The organism is Streptomyces sp. NPDC059695 (genome assembly GCF_042733785.1).
Classification (GTDB): domain Bacteria; phylum Actinomycetota; class Actinomycetes; order Streptomycetales; family Streptomycetaceae; genus Streptomyces.
Genome location: NZ_JBHWFF010000001.1, coordinates 194,473 through 218,416, shown reverse-complemented (window position 1 = coordinate 218,416; position 23,944 = coordinate 194,473). Strand labels below are relative to the sequence as shown.

At 73.0% G+C, this 23,944-nt stretch carries 18 protein-coding genes; 6 read left to right on the top strand and 12 right to left on the bottom strand.

Annotated features, from left to right (window positions below; all coding sequences use genetic code 11):
• Window positions 1-116 precede the first annotated feature (116 nt).
• Window positions 117-947 carry an alpha/beta fold hydrolase gene (locus ACFV2S_RS00975; RefSeq protein ID WP_385552900.1) on the top strand — a complete coding sequence of 277 codons (831 nt, stop codon included), beginning with the start codon at window positions 117-119 and terminating at the stop codon, window positions 945-947.
• Window positions 948-1,146: 199 nt separating this feature from the next.
• Here ACFV2S_RS00975 and ACFV2S_RS00970 read toward each other — a convergent pair whose 3' ends face one another.
• On the bottom strand, window positions 1,147-1,695 hold the full coding sequence (locus ACFV2S_RS00970) for a GNAT family N-acetyltransferase (RefSeq protein WP_385552897.1): 549 nt from the start codon (window positions 1,693-1,695) through the stop codon (window positions 1,147-1,149).
• 155 nt (window positions 1,696-1,850) lie between these two features.
• On the opposite strand from ACFV2S_RS00970, the gene ACFV2S_RS00965 reads away from it, so the two are divergent.
• Window positions 1,851-2,099, top strand: coding sequence for a hypothetical protein (locus tag ACFV2S_RS00965; RefSeq protein ID WP_383801979.1), 249 nt, complete (start codon window positions 1,851-1,853; stop codon window positions 2,097-2,099).
• A gap of 16 nt (window positions 2,100-2,115) precedes the next feature.
• Window positions 2,116-2,580 (top strand): hypothetical protein, encoded by a 465-nt coding sequence (locus ACFV2S_RS00960; RefSeq protein ID WP_383801982.1) that lies wholly within the window; start codon window positions 2,116-2,118, stop codon window positions 2,578-2,580.
• 70 nt (window positions 2,581-2,650) lie between these two features.
• Here the strand turns inward: ACFV2S_RS00960 and ACFV2S_RS00955 are convergent, their stop codons facing one another.
• The 7 genes from ACFV2S_RS00955 to ACFV2S_RS00925 all read right to left on the bottom strand — a co-directional run bounded on the left by ACFV2S_RS00955 (window position 2,651) and on the right by ACFV2S_RS00925 (window position 11,605).
• On the bottom strand, window positions 2,651-3,553 hold the full coding sequence (locus tag ACFV2S_RS00955; protein WP_385552893.1) for an NAD-dependent protein deacetylase: 903 nt from the start codon (window positions 3,551-3,553) through the stop codon (window positions 2,651-2,653).
• Between the two features lie 150 nt (window positions 3,554-3,703).
• Window positions 3,704-4,744: a vWA domain-containing protein gene (locus ACFV2S_RS00950; RefSeq protein ID WP_385552890.1), complete on the bottom strand. Its 1,041-nt coding sequence runs from the start codon at window positions 4,742-4,744 to the stop codon at window positions 3,704-3,706.
• A gap of 160 nt (window positions 4,745-4,904) precedes the next feature.
• On the bottom strand, window positions 4,905-5,759 hold the full coding sequence (locus ACFV2S_RS00945) for an ABC transporter permease (RefSeq protein ID WP_385552887.1): 855 nt from the start codon (window positions 5,757-5,759) through the stop codon (window positions 4,905-4,907).
• On the bottom strand, window positions 5,756-6,826 hold the full coding sequence (locus ACFV2S_RS00940; protein WP_385552884.1) for an ATP-binding cassette domain-containing protein: 1,071 nt from the start codon (window positions 6,824-6,826) through the stop codon (window positions 5,756-5,758). The genes ACFV2S_RS00945 and ACFV2S_RS00940 overlap by 4 nt, the downstream gene beginning before the upstream one ends.
• 118 nt (window positions 6,827-6,944) lie before the next feature.
• Window positions 6,945-7,100: a VenA family class IV lanthipeptide gene (locus ACFV2S_RS00935; protein ID WP_383786023.1), complete on the bottom strand. Its 156-nt coding sequence runs from the start codon at window positions 7,098-7,100 to the stop codon at window positions 6,945-6,947.
• A gap of 136 nt (window positions 7,101-7,236) precedes the next feature.
• Window positions 7,237-9,945, bottom strand: a complete 2,709-nt coding sequence (gene lanL, locus ACFV2S_RS00930; RefSeq protein ID WP_385552880.1) for a class IV lanthionine synthetase LanL — start codon at window positions 9,943-9,945, stop codon at window positions 7,237-7,239.
• A 166-nt stretch (window positions 9,946-10,111) separates the two neighbouring features.
• Window positions 10,112-11,605 (bottom strand): PHB depolymerase family esterase, encoded by a 1,494-nt coding sequence (locus ACFV2S_RS00925; RefSeq protein ID WP_385552877.1) that lies wholly within the window; start codon window positions 11,603-11,605, stop codon window positions 10,112-10,114.
• Window positions 11,606-12,129: 524 nt separating this feature from the next.
• Between ACFV2S_RS00925 and ACFV2S_RS00920 the strand changes: the two genes are divergently transcribed.
• Window positions 12,130-12,504: a hypothetical protein gene (locus tag ACFV2S_RS00920; RefSeq protein ID WP_385552874.1), complete on the top strand. Its 375-nt coding sequence runs from the start codon at window positions 12,130-12,132 to the stop codon at window positions 12,502-12,504.
• Between the two features lie 127 nt (window positions 12,505-12,631).
• The gene (locus ACFV2S_RS00915; RefSeq protein ID WP_385552872.1) at window positions 12,632-13,108 is read left to right on the top strand and encodes a DUF6461 domain-containing protein; all 477 of its coding nucleotides are present in this window, start codon (window positions 12,632-12,634) and stop codon (window positions 13,106-13,108) included.
• A gap of 73 nt (window positions 13,109-13,181) precedes the next feature.
• On the opposite strand, the gene ACFV2S_RS00910 is transcribed toward ACFV2S_RS00915, so the two are convergent.
• The 3 genes from ACFV2S_RS00910 to ACFV2S_RS00900 all read right to left on the bottom strand — a co-directional run bounded on the left by ACFV2S_RS00910 (window position 13,182) and on the right by ACFV2S_RS00900 (window position 19,342).
• Window positions 13,182-17,552 (bottom strand): hypothetical protein, encoded by a 4,371-nt coding sequence (locus ACFV2S_RS00910; protein ID WP_385552869.1) that lies wholly within the window; start codon window positions 17,550-17,552, stop codon window positions 13,182-13,184.
• Window positions 17,553-17,790: 238 nt separating this feature from the next.
• Window positions 17,791-18,765 carry a hypothetical protein gene (locus ACFV2S_RS00905; protein ID WP_385552866.1) on the bottom strand — a complete coding sequence of 325 codons (975 nt, stop codon included), beginning with the start codon at window positions 18,763-18,765 and terminating at the stop codon, window positions 17,791-17,793.
• A gap of 46 nt (window positions 18,766-18,811) precedes the next feature.
• A complete protein-coding gene (locus tag ACFV2S_RS00900) occupies window positions 18,812-19,342 on the bottom strand; it encodes a hypothetical protein (protein WP_385552863.1) in 531 nt (176 codons plus the stop codon).
• Between the two features lie 389 nt (window positions 19,343-19,731).
• On the opposite strand from ACFV2S_RS00900, the gene ACFV2S_RS00895 reads away from it, so the two are divergent.
• Window positions 19,732-20,397 (top strand): DUF4232 domain-containing protein, encoded by a 666-nt coding sequence (locus ACFV2S_RS00895; RefSeq protein WP_385552860.1) that lies wholly within the window; start codon window positions 19,732-19,734, stop codon window positions 20,395-20,397.
• Window positions 20,398-20,407: 10 nt separating this feature from the next.
• On the opposite strand, the gene ACFV2S_RS00890 is transcribed toward ACFV2S_RS00895, so the two are convergent.
• Window positions 20,408-23,881: a hypothetical protein gene (locus tag ACFV2S_RS00890; protein WP_385552857.1), complete on the bottom strand. Its 3,474-nt coding sequence runs from the start codon at window positions 23,879-23,881 to the stop codon at window positions 20,408-20,410.
• Window positions 23,882-23,944 lie beyond the last annotated feature (63 nt).

Below are 23,944 nucleotides of genomic sequence, written 5' to 3'. Positions count from 1 at the left end.
GGACCGGCGAGGACCCCCTCGGCCGCCGACCCCGCCCCCTCCCCGGGGACCCGTCGAGTGGTCCCCCCGGCGGTCCCGTTCCTATCCTGGAGGAACGAGAGGTGAGGAGGGCCGCGATGGCCGCCGTCGCCGTGCACAGCGCCGTCCTGGGGGACGGGCGCCCCACGCTCCCGTACGCGGAGACGGGCCGGCCGGGAGGCGTCCCGCTCCTCCTGGTGCACGGCTATCTGGACTCCTGGTGGACGTTCGAGCCGCTGCTGCGCCTCCTGCCCCCCGGCCTCCACGCGTACGCCCCCACCCAGCGGGGCCACGGCGACGCCGACAAGCCGGCCGACGGCTATCTGCCGGAGGACTTCGCCGAGGACCTGATCGCGTTCATGGACGGCGTGGGCATCGAGCGGGCGGTCCTGGTCGGTGGATCGAGCGGCGGCGTGCAGGCCCGGCTCGTCGCCGGCCGCCGGCCGGACCGTGTGGCGGGCCTCGTCCTGCTCGGCGTCCCGGCCACCCTCGCCGACAAGCCGAGGTCCGCGGAACTCTGGGAGACCGTGAAGGAGCTGCGGGACCCCGTGGACCCTGCGACGGCGGCCGCGCTCGTCGACGGCATGACCGCGACCCCCATGGGGCGGGGCTTCCTGCAGACCGTCGTCGACGAGAGCCTCAAGGCCCCGGCCCACGTCTGGCGCGAGACCCTGCGCGGCCTGCTGGAGACCGACCTCGGGGCCACCCTGACGGGCATCCTCGTCCCGACCCTGGTCGTCTGGGGCGACCAGGACCCCGTCCTGACCCGCGAGGACCAGCAGACGATCCTCGACGCGATCCCCGACTCCCGGCTCGTCGTGTACGAGGGCGTGGGCCACGTCGCGTACTGGGAGGCCCCGGACCGCGTCCTGCGCGACCTGACCGCCTTCCTCACCGACCGCACCGCAGGACCGGCGGCCCGGGGCTAGGTCCTGGACGAGACGGACCCCGACGCGGTGATCAACGCGAGCAGCGGCGACGCGGACGGGGCGGTCACCGCCGAGGGCGGCCTGCACCTGGCCCGGGCGACGGCCCGGCGGGGCGTCCGACTGGTGCCTCCGCGGGGCCGGAGAGTTCCTGAGCCCCTGAGGGCCGGGAGCGCGGGAGGGGCGGTCAGACGGGGACGGGTCAGACGGCGGGGAGGGACGGGTCGGGCGTCCACGGGGTGGGGGCGTTGAGGGCCCAGCGCTCGTGGTCCCGCCAGGCGCCGCCGATGTACAGGTAGGCGGGCGAGACGCCCTCGTAGCGGAAGCCCAGCCGCTGGACCAGCGCGAGGGAGGCCTTGTTGTCCGGCTGGATGGAGGCCTCCAGCCGGTGCAGCCGCAGCTCCTCGAAGGCGTGCTCCAGGATCAGGGAGATCCCCTCGGTCATGTACCCCTGGCCCGCAGACGGCGCGAAGGCCGCGTATCCGAGGGACGCGCCCTGGTAGCGGCCCCGGATGATCGAGTTGATGTTGACCGTGCCGGCGAACGCCCCTGTCTCCCGGACACGGATCAGGAACCCCAGGTTGCTTCCGTCGTCGAAACGGTGCATCCAGGTCTGGAACTCCTCGGCCGTGGTCGGCAGTTGCATCCAGGGACCGTACAACGCGGAGCTCGCCCGCACGAGTGAGCAGAACTCGTCCTGGTCGGAGAGGGTGAGCGGGCGCAGTTCGACACGTGTCGTCTTCTTGGGCATGGGTCCACGGTAGGGCCTGCGAGGAGTTCCGTGATCACCCGCGGCGCGGACCCGGGCGCGGAACTGCCGGACGACTGCCGCCGCCGAGTGCCGACCCCGCCGGTCCGGCGTGCCTACGCTCCTGACTCCCGATCACCGCGAGACAGGAGTTCGTCATGGAGAGTCCGACGCGCAGGGCGACCGCGGCCGGTGCCGCCGCCCTGCTGGCCGCGGGCCTGGTGGCCGTGGTCGCCGGCGCCGAGAGCGAGGCGAGGCCGGCCGGGTCCGACCGCATCACGACCGTGGCCCAGCTCAAGGAGAACATCGGCGTCGCCGCCGAACGGGAGCGGCAGGACGGCGCCGCCGAGATCGGCGGGAACACCGGCGGCCAGGCCACGCGGCTCACGTCCCGCGCCGCCTGCTGAGGCGGGGGTGACCACCGTGGGCGGAGACGAGCAGGCGCGGACCTGGTGCCCCAGCGGCGACGCGCACGCGCCGGAGTCCGTCGTCCTGGGCGTACGGTCCGGGCCGGACGGGGGCGTGGTCTACCTCGCCGATCCGGTGCCCGCGTCCGAGGTCCTCGGGGACGTCCCCGAGGACATCGAGCCGCGCAGGGTCCTGCGCTTCGCCTCGCACTGCGCGAGCGACTGCGTCAACCGCAGGGGCTCCGACTGCACCCTCGTCGAGCGCGTCCTGGTGCGACCGGTCGCGCGCGAGGACGGCTCCGTCCCGCGGTGTCACCTGCGGCCCCGGTGCCAGTGGTGGACCCAGACCGGCGTCGCCGCGTGCCTGCGCTGCCCGGCCGTGTCCACCCGCCACCGGGTCGACGACACCCTCGCCGAGCTCGTGGCCGACCCGGCGACGACGAAGGAGCAGCTCGACGCCTGGATCGCGGCTGCGGGCTGACGCGCCGCCCCGGCCCGCCGCCCGGGCGGAAGGAGCGGGCCCCGGCCTCCACGCGAGGCCGGGGCCCGCTTCAGTCGTGCGGTGCCCCGCCGTCCGCGGGGAGGCCCAGGCGCCCGGCCAGCGTGGTGAGCGCCGGGCCGAGGGGGAGTCCGACACGGGTGAGGGCCTCCCGGTCGCCGCGGGTCGGGTCCCGGTTGACGATCAGTACCGGCGTCCCGGCGCGCGCCGCCTGGCGGACGAACCGGAGGCCCGACATCACCGTGAGCGAGGAGCCCAGGACCAGCAGCGAGGTCGCCTCCCGCACCAGCGCGCGGCAGTGCTCGACCCGCCGGGGCGGGACGGCCTCCCCGAAGAAGACCACGTCGGGCTTCAGGACGCCGCCGCACCGCGCGCACGGCACCACACGGAAGTCGCCCACCTGTGCGTCGGTGAGGTCGGCGTCCCCGTCCGGGTTGATCCCGGCCGCCACCGGCTCGAAGCCCGCGTTGGCCTCCTCGAGCCGCCGGGCGAGCTCGTGGCGCGGACTGTACGCACCGCAGGAGAGGCAGACCACGCGGGCCAGGCTGCCGTGGAGCTCGACGACCCCCTCGCTGCCGGCGGCCTGGTGGAGGCCGTCGACGTTCTGGGTGATCACGCCGGAGAGCAGGCCGTGGCGAGCGAACGCGGCCACGGCCCGGTGCCCGGCGTTGGGCCGGGCGCGGCCGAAGGTGCGCCAGCCGAGGTGACTGCGCGCCCAGTAGCGGCGCCGGGCCCCGGCGCTGCCGGTGAAGTCCTGGTACGTCATCGGCGTGTGCCGGCTGAGGCTTCCGCCCTCGCCCCGGTAGTCGGGGATGCCCGACTCCGTGGAGATGCCCGCACCGCTGAGCACCAGCACACCGCCGCCGCTCAGCGCGTCCGCGACCGGCCCCAGGTCCGTCGTACCCGGGGGCAGGTCCTCGTCGGGGGTCCAGCTCAAGGTGGGGCGCATGCGCATGCCGCCAGGGTACGGAACCGGTGCCCGGTGCGCGCCTGCTCCCGCGGGGTGACGGACGGCGACGGAGCTGTCACGGGGTCCGCGGCCCCGCCCCGACGCCGGCCGGGCGCGCCGAACACCCGGATTCCGCGCACCCGAGCGAGCGACCCGTCAGTTCATCAGGAGAAGGCGTGTCCCGGAAACGAGCTTCCTGTTCACGCTGGTGCTCTGCACGAAGATGGTGAATTCGTCGTTGTGGTCCGGCTTGACGCGCGTCTCCACGTCCGGAAGGCCGAGCAGCGCCCGCGCCTGGGGTCCCGTGTACACCCGGTCCGTCTTCTTCTCCAGTACCGCTATCTTCTTCCGCGCCTGAATCTTCTCGGGCTTGCTCAGCTGATAGAACGCACAGCCCGTGCGGTAGGAGTTTCCGGAATCGACGACCCATTCCCGGATACCCGCGTCACGTCCCACCGGAATGAGCTGGTATTCGGCCGCGTCCACCGGGGTGAGACCGGCCGCCTCGATCGTTTTGCTGTTGACGGTCTCCGCTCCCGTGGAGAACACCGCCCGCGATCCGCGAATGCCCTGGGTGCGACCCACCATGAACTTCTCGGTGGCCTCGCGGATGACCTCGCCGGCCTCCTCCAGGCCCCGGGTGCTCGTGGCGTCCCAGACGGCGATGTTCTCCTTCGGGAAGCCACAGTTCATGGCCTCCCGCTTGCCCATCTGGTCCGGTACGAGAACGGCCAGGGTCCAGTTGTCCTCCTGGGCCGCGATCATCCCGGCCACGGCCCCGACCAGTTCACGCGCGCCGAGTCCGGAGGCGTCCGCGCAGCGGTGACTCGCGTTCTCCTGACCGTCGGTCAGGACGAAGGTCAGGAAGCTGTGGTCGCCGTACAGCTGGGCGGTCTGCGCCAGCTCCCGCTGGGACTTGAGCGTGGCCGCGAGGAGCGCGGTCATTCCGCCGACCCGGTACAGCTGCTTCAGCGACGGCATCCGCAGAACGTCCTTGTCGTAGATGACGCATTCCACCTTGTCGGCGAACACGTACACCGTGACACGGGTTTCCTGGTCCAGCTCCCGCGACCTTCGGGCGAGATAGGCGATCTGCTGGTCGGCCACCTCGACGACCTTGCGGCTCAAATGCGACATGGACGAACTCGCGTCCAGGACCAGGGCGACGTGATTGATGTAGTTCTGAGCTCCGGACAAGACAACTTCCCCCTCTTTCCGACCGATGACTCCACTCTCTCACCCACCACTGACAATCGAGCCGACGGAGAGAGGGGACCCGTGGCACTTGTCGGTTCGCGGTGGTGCGAGAGAACTCCGGGCCGTGCCCGGCGGCGGGGTCGTTCATGAACCGGGGTCGTCACTCGGGGCGGTTGAAGCGGTGCGCGGCCCATGACAGCGCGAGCGCGCCGGTGACGAGGAGCACCCCCGCTTCGAGGTACAGGGGCGGTTGGTGCCCGGCCCACTCGATGCCGGCCGTCGCCGTCTGGTCCGGTACCCGGAGCGCGATCGTGCGGCGGAGGAGATCGACCGCGTACGCGAGAGGGTTGACGTCCGACAGGGCCCGGGCCCAGCCGGGCAGGGACGCGAGGGGGAAGAAGCCGCCCGAGAGGAACAGCAGCGGCATCATCACCACGCCCAGCAGCGTGTGGAACGTCTCGGCCCTGCGCAGGGTCACGGCCAGCGCCAGGGCCAGGGCGGTGATGGTGAACGAGGCGAGGAGCATGCCGGCGAGGAGCAGCACCAGCAGCACCGGGTCGTACGGCAGACCCACCACACCGGCCAGGCCGAGCAGCACGGCGCCCTGGACCGCGGCGGTCAGGGAGCCCCCGGCGCAGCACCCCAGGAGCAGGGTGGAGCGGCGGACCGGGGCCATCAGGAGCTCGCGCAGATAGCCGCTCTGCCGGTCCGTGATCAGACGGATGCCGACCATGATGGCGGGGGTCTGCACCGTCATCATCAGCATGCCCGGGAAGAGATAGGTCTGGTAGCCCACGCCCAGGGACGACTGGGGGATGAGCGTGGCCAGGCCGCCGCCGAGGATGAACAGGTAGAGCACCGGGTGCAGGATCATCAGCGCGGTGTGGCTGCGCTGGCAGGCCAGGCGCAGCAGATCCCGGTGGACCAGCGCGTGCACCGCGCGCAGTTCGAGCCGTAGACGGGAGGCCCGCCCGCCTCCGGTCCCGGCCCCGGACCTCCACGTGAGGGTGCTCATCGGCCACCGCCCGCGCCCGGCGCGGCCGGGTCCATGCTGCGGCCCGTGTGGTGGAAGAAGACGTCGTCGAGCGTGGGCGGCGTCGCGGACGCGGCGCGCACCGCGATCCCGGCCGCCTCCAGGGCCGCGCAGAACCGTGGGATCCAGGCGCTGCCGCCCGGGACCCGCAGGCGGATGCCGTCCGCGTCGACGTCGACGGCGTGGCCGGAGGGTGCGAGCCGGCGCACGATCCGCAGCGCCGCCGCGTCGTCACCGGTGCGCAGCACGACCCGGTCGTCCCCGATCGCGGCCTTCAGCGCGAGGGGAGCGCCCTGCGCCACCAGTCGGCCCCGGTCGATGATGGCGATCCGGTCGCAGTGCTCCGCCTCCTCCAGGTAGTGGGTGGTGACGAACAGCGTGCTGCCGTGCTGCGCGCGCAGGACGCGCAGGTGGTCCCAGACCTGGGCGCGGGCATGCGGGTCGAGTCCGGTCGTCGGCTCGTCGAGGAACAGCACCTCGGGGGCGTGCAGCAGTTGGCGGGCGATCTCCAGTCGCCGCCGCATGCCGCCGGACAGGGTGCGCACGAGGGAGCGGCGGCGGTCGGCCAGGCCGGCCGTGTCGAGCACCTCGGCGGTTCTCAGCCGGGCCTCCCGGCGGGGCAGACCGTAGAGGCGGGCATGGATGTGGAGGTTCTGCTCGGCCGTCAGATCCGGGTCAACGGCGCTGTGCTGGAACAGCATCCCGACCCGTCGCCGCACCTCGTGGGGCTGCGTGAGGACGTCGGCACCCGCCACCGTGGCCCGGCCCGAGGTGGGGCGGGCGAGGGCGCACAGCAGGGAGATGGTCGTGGACTTCCCGGCGCCGTTGGGGCCGAGGAAGGCGAACGTCTCGCCCCGCGTCACGTCGAGGTCCAGGCCGCGTACCGCGTGGGTGGTCTGCCCGTCCGGCCCCGGGTAGCTCTTGACCAGACCGCGCGTACTCACGGCGTACTCGGGCTCGGGAGGGTGGTGCGCGGGGGACGGGCTCGTGGGCGCGGCCGTTCCGACGCCCGCCGGGGCGAGTGCGTCGGGGCCGGTGTGTCGTCGCATGTGGTCTGGTCCTCGTCTGTACGCCGCTGCTCCAGCTCCGGCCGCGGCCCCTGCTCGGGTGGACGACTCCGGCCGGCGGCTGCCCGGGACAGCCGCCGGCCGGATGGTGCCGACGGTGCTACGCGCAGCTGATGCCGATGCAGACCGTGTTGAGGAGGGTCAGCAGGCCGATGCACTCACAGGTACCGGCGAACGGGGCGCCGTCGACGCCGACGGGGTCGGTCTCCGGGAGGGCGTGCAGGCGGGCCAGCAGCTCGAGGTCCTGGTTCTCCATCGTTCTCTCCTTCTTCTGTGGTGGCGGCAGCGTTGTTGTGCCGCTCGACCCGGCATCCGGACCGTCCAGCGCCGGGAGTCTGTGGGGCGGATCCACACGGGGGCAGGGCAGGGACGACGTCGTGTGCGCCGTCCGCCTAACCCGCCTGTTCGACCAGCCAGTGCCGCGGGCCGCCGTGGCGGAGCCGCAGGAGGAAGGCGAGGATCCCTGCGGACCCGTCGCTCCAGCTCGTGGAGACGTCCCCGTACTCGTTGGGGAAGACCACCTGGCCCCGGCGGTGGGTCCGCTCGGCCAGGAGGAGGCCGGCGAGGTCCTCGGCCATGTCGTGGTGGACGCGGTCTCCCGTGGCGTCCGCCATGTCGAGCAGGAAGTCGCCGTTCCCCGCGAGCCCGTGGCACTGGGTGAGCGCGGCGCGCGACGCGCGTTCCGTGACGGCGTGTGTGCTGCGGTGGGCGAGGTCGCCGAACCTGTCGTCCCCGGTGTCCTGCCACAGCCGGAGCAGGAAGGTGCCGATCCCCGCCGAGCCGTGGCACCAGTAGGGGGCCGTGGGCACGTCACCGGCCTGTGCGGGCCACTGGGCCGTCTCGCCGGTCCGTACGCAGGCGGCGAGCAGGTCCTCGCCGACCTCCAGCGCCAGCTCCCGGTGGTCGGCGCGATGCGAGAGGTCCGCGGCGGCCAGGAGGAAGCAGCCGATGCCGGACGTCCCGTGCGCGAAGCCGAGATAGCGTTTGCCGCCCTCCGGGGAGTCGGCGTCGGCGGGGACCGCCCAGCCCACTCCGCCGGACGCGCGCTGTGCGGAGGCGGTCAGCCGGTCGGCCGCGTCGACGACGACGTCGGCGAAGCGCGCGTCCCCGGTGTGCCGCCACAGGTGCAGGGCGGCGAGGCCGCCACCCGCGGTGCCGTGCGTGACGTCGTGGTGCGGCGTCACCTGCTGCGGCGCCAGGGCCAGGGCCACCGCGTGGTCCGTGAGCCGCCGGTCGTCGAGGGCGCGGCCGGCGTCGTACAGGGCCCACGCGGTCCCGCGGCCGCCGAAGTGCAGGCCGGGGCGCGGGGAGCGGAGGTCGGTGCGGTCCGCGATCCAGTGGCCCGCGGTCGAGAGCAGTCCGGGCAGGCGCGGGTCGCCGGTGAGGGTGAAGTACCGGGTCAGTACGGCCAGGACACCGGCCGCGCCCTGCTGCACGGTGCAGGGGTCGCTCTCCCCGGCCTGGGTCGACACGGGCCACAGCCGTCGGTCGTCCGCCGGGGTCATCGAGTCGACGAGGTGATCCACGAGCCCCGCGACCGCGTCGTCCAGCAGCCGGGGCGCACGGTCCTCCGCCGTCCCCGCCACCGTACGACCCGGTGACGCACCGGCCGCCGGGGCGGTTCGCCCGGGCCGATCCGCCGGGGCCGCCTGCCGCAGCGCCGCACGCGCCGCGGCCGGGTCCCAGCGCTCCGCGGGATCGTCCCGCATCAGGCCCAGGATCGCGTCGACGAGGGCGTCGGGGAGCCGAAGCGGCCCGGTGCACGCCGTCAGCCAGGCGGCGAGCCGCTGCTCGTCCGGTCGGCCGGCCGGCTCCTCGGCCAGCAGGTTCGGCACCTTCCCGGCCAGGACGAAGCACACGGTGGCGCCGAGGCTGTAGTAGTCGGCCGTCGGGGACACGGGTGCGTCGGCCAGGCGCTCGGGTGCGCTGAACCCGGGGGTCCCCACGCGGGTCGGGAGCGCGGTCTCGTCCTCCAGGACGGCCAGTTCCAGATCGATGAGGCGCAGTTCGCCGTCCGGGCGGACCATGACGTTGGCAGGGGTGAAGTCCCGCAGGACCAGTCCGCGCTCGTGTGCCGCCGCCACCAGGTCCACCAGGCGCTCGACCTGGGCCAGCGCGTCGGCGCGGTAGCGCTCGCCGCCCACGTCACGGAAGCGCTCGGCCACCCAGGTGCGCAGGGTCACGCCCGGCACCTCGTCCTGGGCCAGGAACAGGTGCCCGCCGTGCTCGAACACGGCCACCGCCTCCGGTGCCAGACCCGTTCCGCCGAGCCTCTCCAGCGTCCGCGCCTCGGCCCGCAGCCAGTCCCGGACGTCGCCGCCGGAGGCGTCGCCCTCCACGTGCGGCCGGGCCTCCTTGATCACCACGCCGGCGCCCGTCCGGGCGTCGCTGCCCCGGTAGACACCGCCCTTGTTCGTCTGCCGGATCGCCTCCCGCACCTCGAAGCGGCCACCGAGCACCACCGGACGAGCTTGCGCCCCCTCCCCGCCGCGCGGCGCCACCGGAACCGCGGCGGGGAACGGACAGACGGCCCAGGGCGGCGGGGAGTACTGGCCCGTGCGCTTGTCCTCCACGGGGTTGCCGTCGGGGTCCACCATGAACCACACGAGCAGCCCGTCCTCGGACAGCCGGCGCCGGCCGACGAAGGAGCCGTAGCGGTAGTGGACCAGGCTGCGGACGGCGTACGGCTGGTCGGACAGGATCCGGGGGCCGGCGAGTCCCGCGGTGGCCGCGTGCAGCTCCTGGGCGAGCGCGGCCGCCTCGGCGTCGGAACGCGGGTAGACGGTGATGAACTTGCCCGAGCTTCCCCGGGGCGTCGCACGGGAGTTGAGCGCGCTGACCTGCTCCAGCGACCGGGCGAACTTGAATCCCGAACGCTCCCGCAGGAGCACGCCCAGGGCCTTGGTGAGGACCGCCGGCGCGGACGCGGCCGTGGCCGACACGTGCAGCTTCCACCCCTGGTCGCGCGGGGTCCCGCCCAGGGCGGCGACCCGGCACCACATCTCATCCGTCTCGACCGCCCAGCGCGCACCCGTGCCCGTGGCGTGCAGCGCCTGGCGGAGGAGGTCCTCCAGCTCGACTTCGGTGGTCTGGCTCGTCATTCCGTGTCCCTCTCAACGGTGGCAACCGCTGACGGGAAGGTGCCCGGTGACATTAACGGACCAACACACACCCACCTCCATTCACCGCATCCAGCGAGCGTGCGACGCGATAACCCCCGGGAGAGGCGCGCCCGGCGCAGTGACCGGCGCATTTACCCGATCGGGCTCAGGCGGAGCAGCCGGAATCGGCCAGGACGTAGTACCCGGGCGCCGACTGCCTGAGGGTGTGCGTGGTGAACGTGTTCCACAACCCCATGGCCTGGCCGGATCCCGTCGCGTAGGTGTAGCCGCCGCTTTGGTACGCGCGCCCGGCCACCGTGTGGTCGTAGTTGCTGGAGGTGTGGCACGTGGGGGTGTATCCGGTCGTGGTCGCGGTCACGGAGGCCGAGACGGCGCCCGCCGCACCCGAGGCGTCGACGGCGGCGACGGTGTAGCCGTACGCCGTCCCCGTCGCCAGACCCGTGTCCGTGTAGGAGGCCGAGGAGGTGGTGCCCACCTTCGTACCGGCGCGGTAGACCTGGTACGAGGCGGCGCCGGTTACTCCGTTCCAGCGGAGGGACACGGTGGTGTCGGCGGTCGAGGCGACCGTGAGTCCGGTCGGGGCGGGCAGGGAACCGGGTCCGGGCTCCTGTCCCGCGCCGTCGAGCCCCCAGAAGCGGGCGGTGTGGTAGCTGGAGCAGACGGCGTCCAGGTAGTAGGTGCCGGTGGCGCCGCACTGGTCCGGGCCGCTGCCCGGGTCGACCGCGAGGCCGTGGGGCATGCCGGAGACGGAGTAGACCTGCACGGCGGGGTGGCCGGACGCGTCGTCGTACTCGCTGAGCGTGGTGCCGCCGCCGAGACTCGCCGTGCGCGCGGGCGTCTGGCCGATGCCCCAGACGTCGGTCCACTGGTCGCGCAGCTCGGTGGCGTTGGCCGGCTTCACGGTGGTGTCGGCGGTGCCCTGCCAGATCGCCACCCGGGGCCAGGACGTGGTGCCCGCGGGGGCGGCGGACCGCACCAGGGCACCCCACTGCGCGGGGGTCTTGTCCGGCGGACTGTACATGCACGTGTAGGCGGCGGACACACTGGTCGCGCAGGACGACGGGAGCCCGGAGTCGACGGAGCCGCCGGCGAACACGTCGGGGTAGGCGGCGAGCAGGTTCGCCGTCATGCCGCCTCCGGCGGACAGGCCGGTGACGTACACCCGCCGGGTGTCGCTGCCGTACTGGGCGACGGCCTTGTCGACCATCTGGCGGATCGACAGGGCCTCGCCCTGGCCGCGTGCGCTGTCGCCGGGCTCGAACCAGTTGAAGCAGGAGTTGGCGTTGTTCGCGCCGCTCGTCTGCGGGAGGACCAGCGCGAAGCCGTAGCTGTCGGCGAACTTCGGCCAGCCGGAGTTCGCGTAGTAGTCGCTCGCGCTCTGCGTGCAGCCGTGCAGCGCGACGACGAGCGGCGCACCGGACGGCAGGCCGTCGGGCACGTAGGCGTACATGGACAGATTGCCGGGGTTGGATCCGAAGCCGGTGATCTGGGTCAGACCGGCGGCGGACGCCTGAGGGGCCCCGGCGACCAGGCCGCCGGTCAGGGCCAGTGCCCCCGCCGCGGCGGTGATCCAGCGGCGGCCGCGGCCCGCGGGGCGGCGGCTCTTCGTGCGGCGGTACGGAAGGTGCGGCTGTCCCATGACGACGGCCTCCTGTCGGGGTGGACACGGGTGCGCCGGCCGAGGGTGCCGGTGGGGGCCGGGGTCGGTCGGTGTGGCGTGAATCATCGGGGCACCCGCACGACCGGGACATGGGCCGGGCAGACAGCCTTGGCCGGGACCCTGTGTGACGGCGATCCATGGCAGTCGAGGCTGCCGCCCGGGTATCGCCGCGCCAGGAAGGGAGCGGGTCCGGGCGCGCAGCCCGCCCCCGGACCCGCGGAACACCTCGACGTTTGATCGCCAGGGCCACGGCTGCCAAGATCATCTGTTAGGGCTGCAGGGCCGTCGCATCGGCGGCCCGGGAGCAACAGGCAACGGGGAAAGCGGCTTTGATGATTCGTACGCGTTCAAGGGCGATAGCACTGGTGGCGCTGGCGGCCCTCGCCACCAGCTGTGGAGGTGCGGGCGCCGACACCCCGCCGACGACGCCCACGGGCAGGAGCGCCGCATCAGGAACAGCATCAGGATCAGGATCAGGCCCCGGCGGCTCGGCTGCCGGCGCGGTGGACTTCGACACGGTCTTCAAGACCGAGGAGAGGTTCAAGCAGGCGTTGCCGGACCTGGCGTCGATGGCAGGGTGGACTCCGCAGGACGCGAGCGCGCTCATCGAAGAGGATCCCAGGCCCGCGGGGCAGTGTGCTTCGGACACCGACTGGGAGTGCGCCAAGATCGCACGCGGCGACGCCACCTTCGAAGCGTTCGGCGAGGAAGCCGACTTCGACATCACGGCCTTCGCCGACCAGACGGGCGCTCAGGAAGCCTGCCGCAAGGAATCGACCTGGTCGGCCAAGTACACCAGGGCGCTGGATCCCGCCACCGCCCACTCCCTGGCTCAGGTCTTCGTTCCCCGGATCCAGAAGGCCGCCGCATCATCCTGAACCACACAGGGGCGTACACGTGGACCGGCGCGTCAGCCGGCGCATCTCGGCGGACGCGCTCATGATCGATGCGCCTGGTCCTGGTCGCGTGTCCAGGCGTTCGGAAGCAGACTGAGAGAGGGACCTGATGTCGGACGGAGTCGCATGGGTGGACAGCTCGGGGGAGTTCGAGCTGGGCTACTGGCTGGTGTTCGCGCGCGACGTGCAACCGGTCGAGCTGCTGCGGCGGCTCGGCGCGGCGGCTGAGGAAGCGGTCGAGCGGACCAGGCTGGAGGCGTCCGACATCGAGCTCACCTCCGACGACATCGTGGTCCGCGTGGGTTCTGCTGCGGGCTGGGCCTATGCGGTGGTCGAGGGCGGGCCGGTGGGTGACGCGGGTGAGGCGCTCCGCGAGGCTTCGCGCGGGGCCGCAGCGATCGGCCTCTGGCGGACGGTGAACGCCGACACGAGGTTCGAGTTCGCCCAGGACGGCCGGCTCGTCTGCGGTTTCGAGCCCGAGGACATGGCCGGTGCGTTCGGTCTCGCCGAGGCTGCCTTCGGCGTGGACCTGCCCCGCGGGGACGTGCTCACGGGCACCCTGCTCTCAGGCCTCGTCACAGCATGAGACAAGGCGGCCGGGTGGGGAACGGTCTCCACCGCCCCCCACCCGGCCGCCGCGTGTTTCCGCCGCGCTGTCGCTAGTTGGTCCTCACCTGGCAGAACGTGTTCGGGTCACAGGAATCGAACCCTGGGGTCTCGACGAAGTACGCGTCGTTGTCGAAGAGCCGGACCTTCGGAGTCCACCGGCCGAGCGCCCCGCCCTCGAAGGTGTTCTGCGACAGCGGGATGCTCGCGCGTCCGCACACCTCGTTCCAGGTGGGGATCGGGTAGCGCTCGTCGTAGAACAGCTTCCACTGCCCCGCCGTGTCCTTGGCCGTGTAGAGCTGCACACATTGGGAGCCCGACTGGATCGTCTGGCCGCCGCTCTCTCGTGAAGCCGCGAACGGGTACTCGTCACAGCTCACGTTCGGCGTGAGGGGATGCGGGTCCCACTTGGCCACCGCGAGCTTGCACAGGATGCCGCGGTTCGCGGTCTGCGCGGCGGTGTCCTCGAGGCGGTGCAGCGGCTTGTTGTGCGGCTTGCTCCCGGGATGGCTCGCGAGCTTCTGCTTCATCAGCCAGTAGTACGCGGCCGCCGCCGGGTTCCGCTTCGTGTTGACGGTGAAGCTGGGACGGAAGTTGGAGAAGACGCAGCCGGGCAGCTTGCCGGCGAACATGTTGTCGCAGCGGATCTTCAGTACCGGTTCGAAGATGTCGTTGGTGGTGGTGGCCCCGCCGTCCATCTCCCCGCCGATGATCCAGTTGAGACCGAAGGAGTTGGACGACGGTGTGGCCGGCACGGTCCAGTTCCCGGTGGCGGTGACGGTCGCCGAGTGCCTTTCGAGGGTCGTCCAGATCGGGATGCCGCTCCAGGTCGGTCCGCTCATCTGGCAGCCGGTGCCGCAGAAGAACTGCACGTTCGGTGAGACCTGAGCGACCTCCCCGGTGAACGAGACGGGGGTGAACGTCCATTTCTGTGTGAAGGTCGGGCTGTTGACCTTCAGCTGGATGGTCTTCTGCAGATTGAAGACGACCACGCCGACCGGCACCTTGTTGACCAGCTTGGTCATGGTGAGCGTCTCACCCATGCACGCGTCGAAGCGGGTGTAGCTGCGGCTGAGGGGACTCGTGGAGCAGACCAGTTGCTCGGTGACGTCGGCGAGCCGGCCCGCTGGCATCTGGGCCGGAGTCCTCGGTGACTTCTTCGCAGGGGCGGGCCCGAACGAGATGCACGTCTGCGTGCCGGGCCTGCCCGGGACGTCCTTGCACGAGGGCGCGGTGTCGGAGCCTGCGACGGCGGAGCGCAGTCCCGCAGCCGCAGTCTGTCCGAAGGCCTCCGGAACGTCCGGAACGTCGAGGTCTTCAGGACCACTGAGATCGGGTTCGGGCAGAGTGATGTCCGGCATCCCGTCGTAGACACCGGGCACGAAGGCCACGGCGTCGAAGGCTATGTCCTCCGATCCGTTTCCGTCCGCGGTGAGGGTGGACAGCCGCACCACGGGGGTGCCGTCGAAGCGGTACGCCCCCAGCGACACCCAGCGGTTGCCCGTTCCCGGCTGGGAGAGGGTCTGGGTGACGGTGCCCAACTGCGTGTCGACCTCGTAGCGGGCGCTCTTGGTGTGCGCGCCGTGGTCGGGCAGGTGCACCATGACCTTGGCCTGGCCCCGCACGGCGCTGCCGGCCCGCCAGGTTCCGGTCACCTTCAGTCGCCGGCCCTTGGCGTCGTCCTGGCGGGTGTGGGCGAAGTAGAAGTGACCGCCGAAGCCGGCCCCGAGCTGGTGAGTATCGGCCTTGGAGGGATAGACGGTCTCCGTGCCGTCGTTGGAGAAGGACAGGGTGAAAGAGCCGTTGCTGTCCCAGTACTTCGGGCAGTTCGGGCGGATCGAGGGAACGGTGGTGGGGACGTCGTCCACGATGATGGCGTTGCTGGGCAGGCCGCTGTTGCCGCAGGCGGGCGGGTACGCCGTGCCGTCGGGCTCCTCCGCGTACGTGCCGTCGAACCGCATGAACTCGTTGCCGCAGGTGAGAGAGCAGTCGGGCTTCCACACGGCCGACTTGTTCCACCAGCACTTGGAGTCGACCCGGCCGCAGGGGCCGGTCGTGTTGCTGGTGTTGCTGGCGTCGTCGGAAATGAGCCCCGGGTCGCAGTTGTTGGAGATGTCACAGAACAGGTTCTCCGGGGGCTTCACGCGAGCCCGGTTGTATCTGTTGCTGCCGGTGACGCTCGCCGCGCCGTCGGGGCCGTTCCACCAGGCGGCGCGGAAGGCGGCCACCATGGTGCCGGGCGACTCCAGGTACGCCGGCGGATGGGCGGCGAAGCCGAGCACCTTCTCCTGGTACGGCCACAGCTGCGGTCGGGCGGCGGCCGAGGCGTCGTCGTTCCCGGTGGCGTTCTCCATGAAGGGCAGCCGTCCGGCGTCCCATTCGGGGTTGGCCGGGTTGTTGAACCAGCCGAGGCCCCAGGCGCCGCTGTTGGCGGGCGCCTCGGCCTGCGGGTGGAAGCCGGAGTTGTACGCCCAGAGGGCGTAGTACCAGTTCTCGAGTCGGGACGGTGCGCCGTCGTTGAGGGCCAGTCCCGCAGCGCGGGTCTCGTTCCACTTGCCCACCAGGATCTGCAGACCGGCGGCGACGTTCGTGGCGTAGTCGAGGGCGACGGCCCGCTGCTTGTCGTACGGCCAGGCCGCGCCACCGTGACCGTCCTCCCGGCCGGCCATCCGCATGTGGTCCGTGACCTGCGTGATGCCGTAGCCGCAGTCGGCCTTGGACCAGTCGATGTCCCAGTCGTTCGCCTCGGTGCTGTCGTACAGGTTGATGCCGTAGTAGTTGCCGATCAGGGGGTTGGCCGTCACACCCGGGACGGCCACCCGGGACGCCTGCCACATGTTCGACTCCTGCGCGGTCAGACCGAGCAGCACCTGCGCGGGAACCCGGCCGCCGCCGTCGACCGGCGGGTTCAGGAAGAGGGACTGCGGCATGTAGGCCGGCATGCCCAGGTTCTTCCAGTTCGCCGGGCGGGACACCTTGGAGTTCAGGTTGCCGGTGACCGCCTGGTCGACTGCCCACTCCACCTGGCGGGGCTTGGGCTGCATCGCCTGGTTGCGCGGGTCGTTGCGGGGGACGGCGCAGGTGCGCTCTTCCTCGACCGGGTTGGTCGGATCGCCCGCGGCGCTGAGCGCCACAGGCCCGGTGGGGGGAGCGGTGGTGAACAGCGAAGCGCCGTGCGTGGCCGGCTTCTTGGACCGTCGCGTGGCGAGACGCGGCGACAGCGCGGTGCCCTCGGCCGCGCGCGGCCCGGCCCGTCGGGCCGGGTCCACGGTGAACGCTGTCGTCCGACCGGTGCCGAGAACGGTCATCGCGATGTCGACCGGTCGGGCCCGGCCCGTTCCCGCGGTCGCCGGCGGGAGTCGGGAGTCCCGGCCGTCCGCCCAGCGCACCGAGGTCAGTGCGGCCTGCCCGTCCGTGCTGACCGCGGTGTCCTTCGGGACCCCGGCCAGTTGCCGCACGGCGGTGGGCAACGGGGCCAGCGTCTTCGCGGTGCCCGTGATGAACACCTTGCCGTCACCGGTCGTCAGTCCGACTGAGGTCCTGGCGCCCTCCGCCAGGACGACGGGCCGCTGCGGACGTCCCGTGCGGATCGCGACGGCGTCGTTCAGGCGCTTGACCCGGGCCGTCGACCGACGAGGGGTCCTGTCGAGGAGGGTGACCCCACCGGTGGAGTCGACGGAGATCCGGTAGGGGACGCCGTCGGTCTTGGCGAGGGTGTGAGAGCGTCCCCGGGGGTCGATCGACACGAGCCGCGCGCCCTCGGCCCCGATGACCTTGTCGTCGCCGGCGGGAACTGCCGAGGTCACCTGGGTCTTGGTGACGATCGGGGTACCGAGGCTGCCGGACTCGGCGTCGACGGTGACGAGTCGGGTGCCTGGCCGGTCCTCGGAGCCGGACTGGGTGAGGACGGCCCGCTCACCCAGGCCGCAGCCGGGGTTGTAGTAGGACAGCGAGGCCTGGAGGTCGAGCTTGGTGACCTTCCCGGTGGGGAGGTCGACGACGGCCGTGAAACCGCCGCGCGCCATCAACCGCTGGTCGTTCGTGAAGGTCCGCGGCGCATAGACGACCACGGCGCGGCGGCCGGACTCGGTCACGCACGCGTTGCCGATCCACGAGTCGACGTCGAAGCCCGCCTCGGAGAGCGTCGCGGTGGTCTGCCACCGGTATCCGTCCTGCCGCCGCGCGGTCAGGAGGTGAAAGCCGTCGGCGTCCCCCGTCGTCGTCCAGGCGACGTCCCCGGACGTGTTCCAGCTCGCGCCGAGAACCTCGCTCCGTGCCGCCATGGGCACGTCCGTCTTCTCGGCCGGACTGACGGCGGTGGCTGCGACGGTGGGGGACGACGACCGGTCCGGTCCGGGCTGCTGGGCCCAGGCCGTGGCTTGTATCAGACCGGTCAGCATCACTCCCGAGGCGAGAACCGCCAAGGGAGCATGTCTTCTGCGTTTGAAAGGCATGAGCGTTCCTTCAGTGACGGAGGCACACAGGGAGAGGGGAAGGGGATTTCCGTAGAGCCGGCCCGGAGGAGGGGGACGGCTGATCGCATTTCCCGCGACGACCGCCAGGCCGCACTCGACGGCGGGCGGGGGCGACCGGGCTCGGCCCGTACCGTCCTCGGCTCCTCGCCGTGCGCGCCGCGATCCGCGGGAAGCGTCCAGCCGGGTGCTACCCGGTCGCGAGGGCCTCGGTGGCCTTGCGGACCGAGGCATCGATGGAGCGGCGGTCCGCCTCCAGCTCCGCACGGTGCGCCCGCACGTACCCCTCTTGCAGGCGGGTCTCGGCAGCGTGCCAGACCTCGGCGACCCGCAGGGCGCCGCGGCAGGCGGTGTCGGCGACGGCGGTGGACGTCTCCAGGAGCGTGACGGGGTGCGGTTCAGGGGCGAAGCGCGCGTCGTCGAACAGTGCGACCGGATCCTTGTAGGTGAAGCCCTTGCCCTTCATGCAGGCCGACCAACGGCCGAACACCGCTTTGACCGCAGGGTCCTTGAGGGACTCGGGGAAGGACCGGCTGAACAGCCCGGACGCCAGGGGCGTGGCGCCGTAGGTTTCCGTGCCCAGGCGCCGGCGCGCCTGGCCGAAGCAGCCGTCCTTGGGGATCTTCCGGCCGTGGAAGGTGCCGGCGCGCACCTCCGGACCCGCGGCGGCCAAAGCCTCCGGAGGCAGGCCGCTGCCTCCGAGGACGACCTCGACGTCCGGGGAGCGCCGGGGGGCGTTCTGAGCGGCTCGCAGCGTCTCCTGATAGCGGGCCGCCTGGGCCGGGTCGGGCTGGAATCCGCGGGTGGCGGCGGCTGCCGTGTCGTGGATCCCGTAGCGCCAGTCCATCTCGTTGCGCGGGCCGAGCGGCGGCAGGTCGGCGGGCGGCGCCCACTGCAGGCCGAAGTCCTTCATACAGGTGCGGACCAGCGTCCGTTCGGCCGACACCAGGGTCGTGCGCTGCTCTTGCGTGGGCCGGTACGCCATCAGGGGCAGCGTCCAGCCGGAAGTATCGCTGGGCTGCTGCTCAGCGGTGGCGCTGTGCGGGGGCCCGGCGGCCACGGCTTCCCCGTCCCGCCCCGCCGAGCAGCCCGCCGCGGCGAGTGCCACGGCGGCGGCCAGGAACACCGCCGGCACTGTGCTGATACGGCGTCTGCCGAGGAGCATGACGAATTCCTCCGTGGGGGCGGTAGGGGAGAACCGGGGCCGGTGGCTAGCAGCCGATGAACTGGATCGACCGGTTGTTGTTCGAGGTGGGTCCCAGGTTGCGCCCGGAGCGCGGCGAGAAGTAGTCGAACTGGGTGTCGGTGGCACCGGCCCCGTAGCCCTTGTAGTAGTAGACGACGCCGCAGTAGCCCTCGAACCAGTTGTAGGCGGAGGCCGAGTTGTTCGCGACGATCTGGCCCATGCCGTCGTTGGGTCCGCCGCAGAAGGTGAGCGGGTTGGAGGTGGAGCCGTCGGAGACCGACTTGAGGTCCCAGATGCTCTTGCCGATGTTGATCCACGCGCCGCCGTAGTTCGGCCGGTAGTAGAAGCGGAAGCGGAACTCCTCGGACTGGGGCGAGCACTGTTCCGAGATGCCGAACTGCGTGTTGTACGCGTTGCGCTGCTCGTACGGCTGGTCGTAGAGCGGGTTGCCCTCCGCGAGCGCGGAGCCCGCCGTACCCAGGGCGCTCGCCGCCATCAGGCCCGCCACGACGGCGGTGCGGGCGCGGTTGCGGCGCTTGTTCGGAGAGGTCTTCATGCGGACTCCTGAGGTCATGGCCGCACCGGGTCGCATCGCGGCACCTGACCGCCGTCCGTCCGGTGCGCAGGGGGAGGGGACGTCCGGAGACCGCGGCGGGCCGCTGCCGGACGGCTCGAACTCTAGGTCCGCTCAGGAGCCGTCCCACCGTCCCGGCTGTCTCCGGGACATCCCGGGACCGGTGGTCCCGCTCTCGGCGGGGCTGCCGGGGAGGGGGCGCGATCGTGGGGGCCCCTGGGTGTGGACTCCACGGTGTGCCGTGTCGACCGGAGGCCGTCGTGAACCGTGGTGAATTCGGCAAGGCGCCGTCACAGAACCGTGAAGGACGCGCGGGAACCTGGTGTCCATCGCAGCGCGGATCGTGCGCTGTCGTCGGGGGGAGTACCACCATGAGCACCGTTCGCAGAGCCGCCGTCGTCCTCGTCGCCGTGTCCGCACTGGCCCTGACCGCGTGCGGGCCCTCCGAGGACGGAGCCGCGGGCGGGCCCGCCGCGCCGACCGGGACGCCCTCGGCCACCGCCTCCCCCTCCGTGAAGCCGTCCGCCCCCGCGAAGCCGTCCCCGCCGCCCGCGAAGCCGTCCACGCCGCCTTCCAAGCCGTCGAAGCCCTCCTCGCCGGCCTCTCCGACGACCGATCCGGACTACGACGTCTTCCCCTGCAGCACCTACGACGTGACGTTCACCGCGAACCTGGCCGAGCCCACGACCGGCAGCTATCTCCTGAAGGTCACGAACAAGACCGGCAAGCCGTGCCGGGTGCTCGGCCACCCCGTGGTGACGTTCGGCGCCCTCGACGGGCGGGCGACGGCGCGCGGCACGGCCCCGGGCATCGAGGAGGCCATCAGGCTCGCACCGGGGGAGACCGCCTACGCGGGCCTGATGGGCGGTCCGAAGGGCGCCAAGAGCAAGACGGTCTCCTCGATCGCGCTGACCATGGAGACCGATTCCGACCTGAAGCAGGTCCCGCTCAAGGCCTCGACGCCCGGCCTGAACGTCTCGGACGACAGCTCCGTCACCGCGTGGACGGACAACGCCGAGGACGCGCTCAGCCTCTGACGGGTGGGCGTCAGCCGCCGCCCAGGACCGTCTCGTACGCCGCCTCGCGGACGTCCGGCTCCGGGTGGCGGCGCAGCTCCACCACGACCGCGCGCCAGGCCTCCGGCCAGTCGAGGCGCGTACCGAGGGCCGCGGCGAGCCCGACGGCGAGGATCCCCTCCACGAGGCCGCCGTCGCTGCCCAGGACCCGGACCGCGGCCAGGGCGGGGCCGGGGTCGGCGAGCGGACCGCCGTACCGGTGGACCTCCTCCACCTCGTCGGCCACGCGGGCCGCACGGACGGGCCGGCCCCCGACCGCCGCGGCCAGCTCGCGGAGCGCGAGCAGCAGTTCGGGCTCGGGGGCGTGCGGATCGATCGCCCGTACGAGGAGGTCGTCGCGGGCGGTCGCGACGACGGGTTCCGACGCCAGCTGCCGGGCCAGGGCCGCGCACAGGCGGGCGTCCCGGAGCCACGAGCCGACGAGCGACGTCAGACGACGACGCGCCGGCAGGTCCGCGCCCCGCCCGCCGCCCTCCGGCTCCCCGGCCGCGACCGACTCCAGGAGCCGGTCCACCACACCGTGGAGCAGACTGCCGGGCGCCACACCGCCGATCGGGTGCGGCAGCCCGGACTGGGCGAGCTCCGCCAGCCCGTAGCCCGCCCGTTGGTTCCGCGGCGAGGTGCAGTCGACGTAGAGGTCCGCGAGTGCCGTGCCGGCCGCCGGCGAGAACCGCGCCCAGTCGGAGAGCCCGATCAGTGCCCGTTCCGCCGTGTGCTCCTCCGGGGCGAGGGCCAACCCGGCCATGAGCGTCCCGTACCGCGACCGGTGCGCCGGGGCCAGGTCCGCGGGGCTCACGGCCGTGAGCGCCTCCCGCGCGGCGTCGGGACCGTCGGCGGCCGCCGACTCCAGCAGCGCCCACATCTCCTCCGCGGGCAGCAGCGTCGTGGCCAGACCGACCAGGGTGGCGTGCACGTCCGGATGGGTCCCCGGGGTGCGGGCCACGGCGGACAGGAGGGCGGTGGCGGCGTCCCGGGGCAGGTGACGGGCGGCGAGCCGGGCGGCCGTCTTCCTGACGGTGACCTTCACTCCCGTCTCGCGGGTCAGGACGTCACGGAGCAGGGCCGCGACATCGCTGGGCCGGGCGTGGTCGGCGACCCGGGCGGCGGCCGACCAGGCGGCCACGGCCCGGTCGTCGCCCGCGTGGTCGAGCAGGGCGCCCAGGGCCGAGGCGGGGTCGTCGGTGTGGGCGGCCGCGTCCAGAGCGGCCGCCGTGAGGGGGGCGTCCGAGTCCCGGCCGGGGCCCGGACCCTCCTGTCCGGCCACGGCCGGTGCGGTGTACCGCTGGAGCAGGGCCCTGCCGTACCGCGGCACGGGGGCCGCCGCGCGGAGCAGCGCGGCGCGTTCGTCGAGGCCCCGCCCCGTGTCGGCGACGGCGGCCTCGGTCAGCCGTACGGCGGCCTCCTGCTGCCGGGGCAGCCAGCGGTCGGCGTACCGGAAGGGGGGCAGCGGACGGGGTGCGCCGCCCGCGGGGAAACGGCCGCCCGGGGGAGGGCTCTCGGGCAGGGCACGGTCCAGCAGGTCCGTGCGTTCGGCGGCGAGTACGGCGAGCACCTGGGGTACGAACGCCGCGGACGGCTCCCGCGCCAGCAGCGCGCCGACGCGCTCGCCCCGGGTCGCCGGATCGGCCAGCCAGGCCGCGGCGATCTCGCCGAAGCGCTCGTCCGGGCAGGCGCGCAGGGCCGGTTCGAGCCGCTTCTGGAGTTCCGGGATCCGGTGCGCGCGGCGTCCGGCGGAGCCGACCAGCGCGAGCAGGGGCGCGGTGTCGCCGGAGGCGGCGGCCCGGTCCAGCCACGGTCCGAGCGCGTCGAGCACGGCGTCCGCCCCGCCGCCGCGCAACGCGGGTCCCAGAAAGCCGAGTTCCACGGTGCCGGTGTGTGCGGCCAGCGCCTCGACGAGGCGCACGCCGGTCGTGGGAGCGGTGGAACCCACGTCGCCGGAGAGCAGGTGCACGGCCAGCCTCCGGATCGTGTCGCGGGTCCCGTCCGAGCAGTCACGCGCCCGCAGGGCGTCCAGACACAGCCGTTCCAGGGACACGGGCACGGGCAGGGAGCCGGGTGCGGCGGGACCGCCGGGCGCCTCGGCCGCGAACGCCGCCGCGAGCAGCGGAGCGGACAGCTCGGCGGCGGCGGACAGGGCCTCCCCGCGGACGGGGTCGCGCTCGTTGGTGAGCCGTCCGGCGGCCAGCGCGAGGACCTCCACGACCTGCTCCGGATCGCGGGAGTGGCCGGCGTTGGCGATCAGGTGCTCCCAGACCGTGCCGCGCTCCTCGGGATCCCGGGTGCGGAGGGCCGCGAGGAGCTCGGGGCGGGCCTCGGCGGGCGGGAGCAGCGCGAGGAGGCCCCAGAGGTCCCGGCACGAGCGGCGCTCGGCGCGCGCCGTCTCGATGTGGGTACGGGTCCGGGCGTGCCGTTCGGCGGGCGGCAGCAGGGCGAGCAGCCCCTGGTGCTCGCGGACGTTCGTGAACGGAAGGGCCGCGGCGACGACGGCGTCCGCGAAGCGGGTGCGGCGTTCCGGTGGCATCGACCGCACCAGGACGGAGAAGGCCTCGCGGTGGAACCACCGGGCGCCCAGCAGGGGCAGGGAGGGCGGATCCGCCGCCGCCAGCTGTCGCAGGACGGCCGGGCCGGGTGTCCGTTCCCACCGCACGGCGGCCCGGTCGGGGGCGCCGAACCAGTGGGCGACACGCTCGGCGTCGACCGTCACGAGGTCGCCGAGCCGGTCGAGCACCGGACCGGGGAGGTCGCGGGGTCCGTACCGCTCCATCAGGTCGAGTACGCGTTCCGGGGCGGCGGGCAGGGCCGCGGCGATCCCGGTGGCGTGCCGCCGCCACCGGAGATCGCGCAACAGCTCGGGGATGTCCTGGAGTTCCCGCTCCAGCTGGTCGAGGACCGGGACGGGATGGCGTACGGCCAGCGCGGTCCGGTCCTCGGCGGCGAGCGCCCCGGCGAGTTCGGGCAGGAGCCGTGCGGTGAACTCCGCGGAGCAGCCCGGCAGGAGGCGGGCCGCGTCCCGGTCTCCGTACTCCGCGCGGACGCGGAGCACCAGCCGCTCGGCGAGCGCGGACCTCCGGCCGTCCCGCAGGAGGCGGGCGAGGTCGGCGCGGACCACGGCGGGCGCGTCGTCGTGGGCGGCCTCGACGGCGGAGTCCGCGACGGGCAGGCGCCGGGCGCCGCGGAGCGCGTACCGGCGGACCACGGGGTCCGGATCACCGAGCCGCGCGGCGAGGTGGTCCGGTTCCCCGGCGGCCAGGGCCGCCAGCGCGGCGAGACGCCGTTCGTACGGGCCGCGCGCGTCCAGGACGGCGAGCAGGGTCCGCAGGGCGTCGGACGCGCCCGGTCCGCTCCGGGTGGCGAGCCGGTGCGCCGTGACGGCGGTGAGCCGGAGCCGGGCGGCGTGCGGCAGGGGTTCCAGGGTGGTGAGCAGCTGTTCGGCAGTCGTGATCATCGCGGGCATTGTGCCCGAGGGCGTGGCACCGGCCCCAGCGAATATCCCGTACCCCCGCGGGCA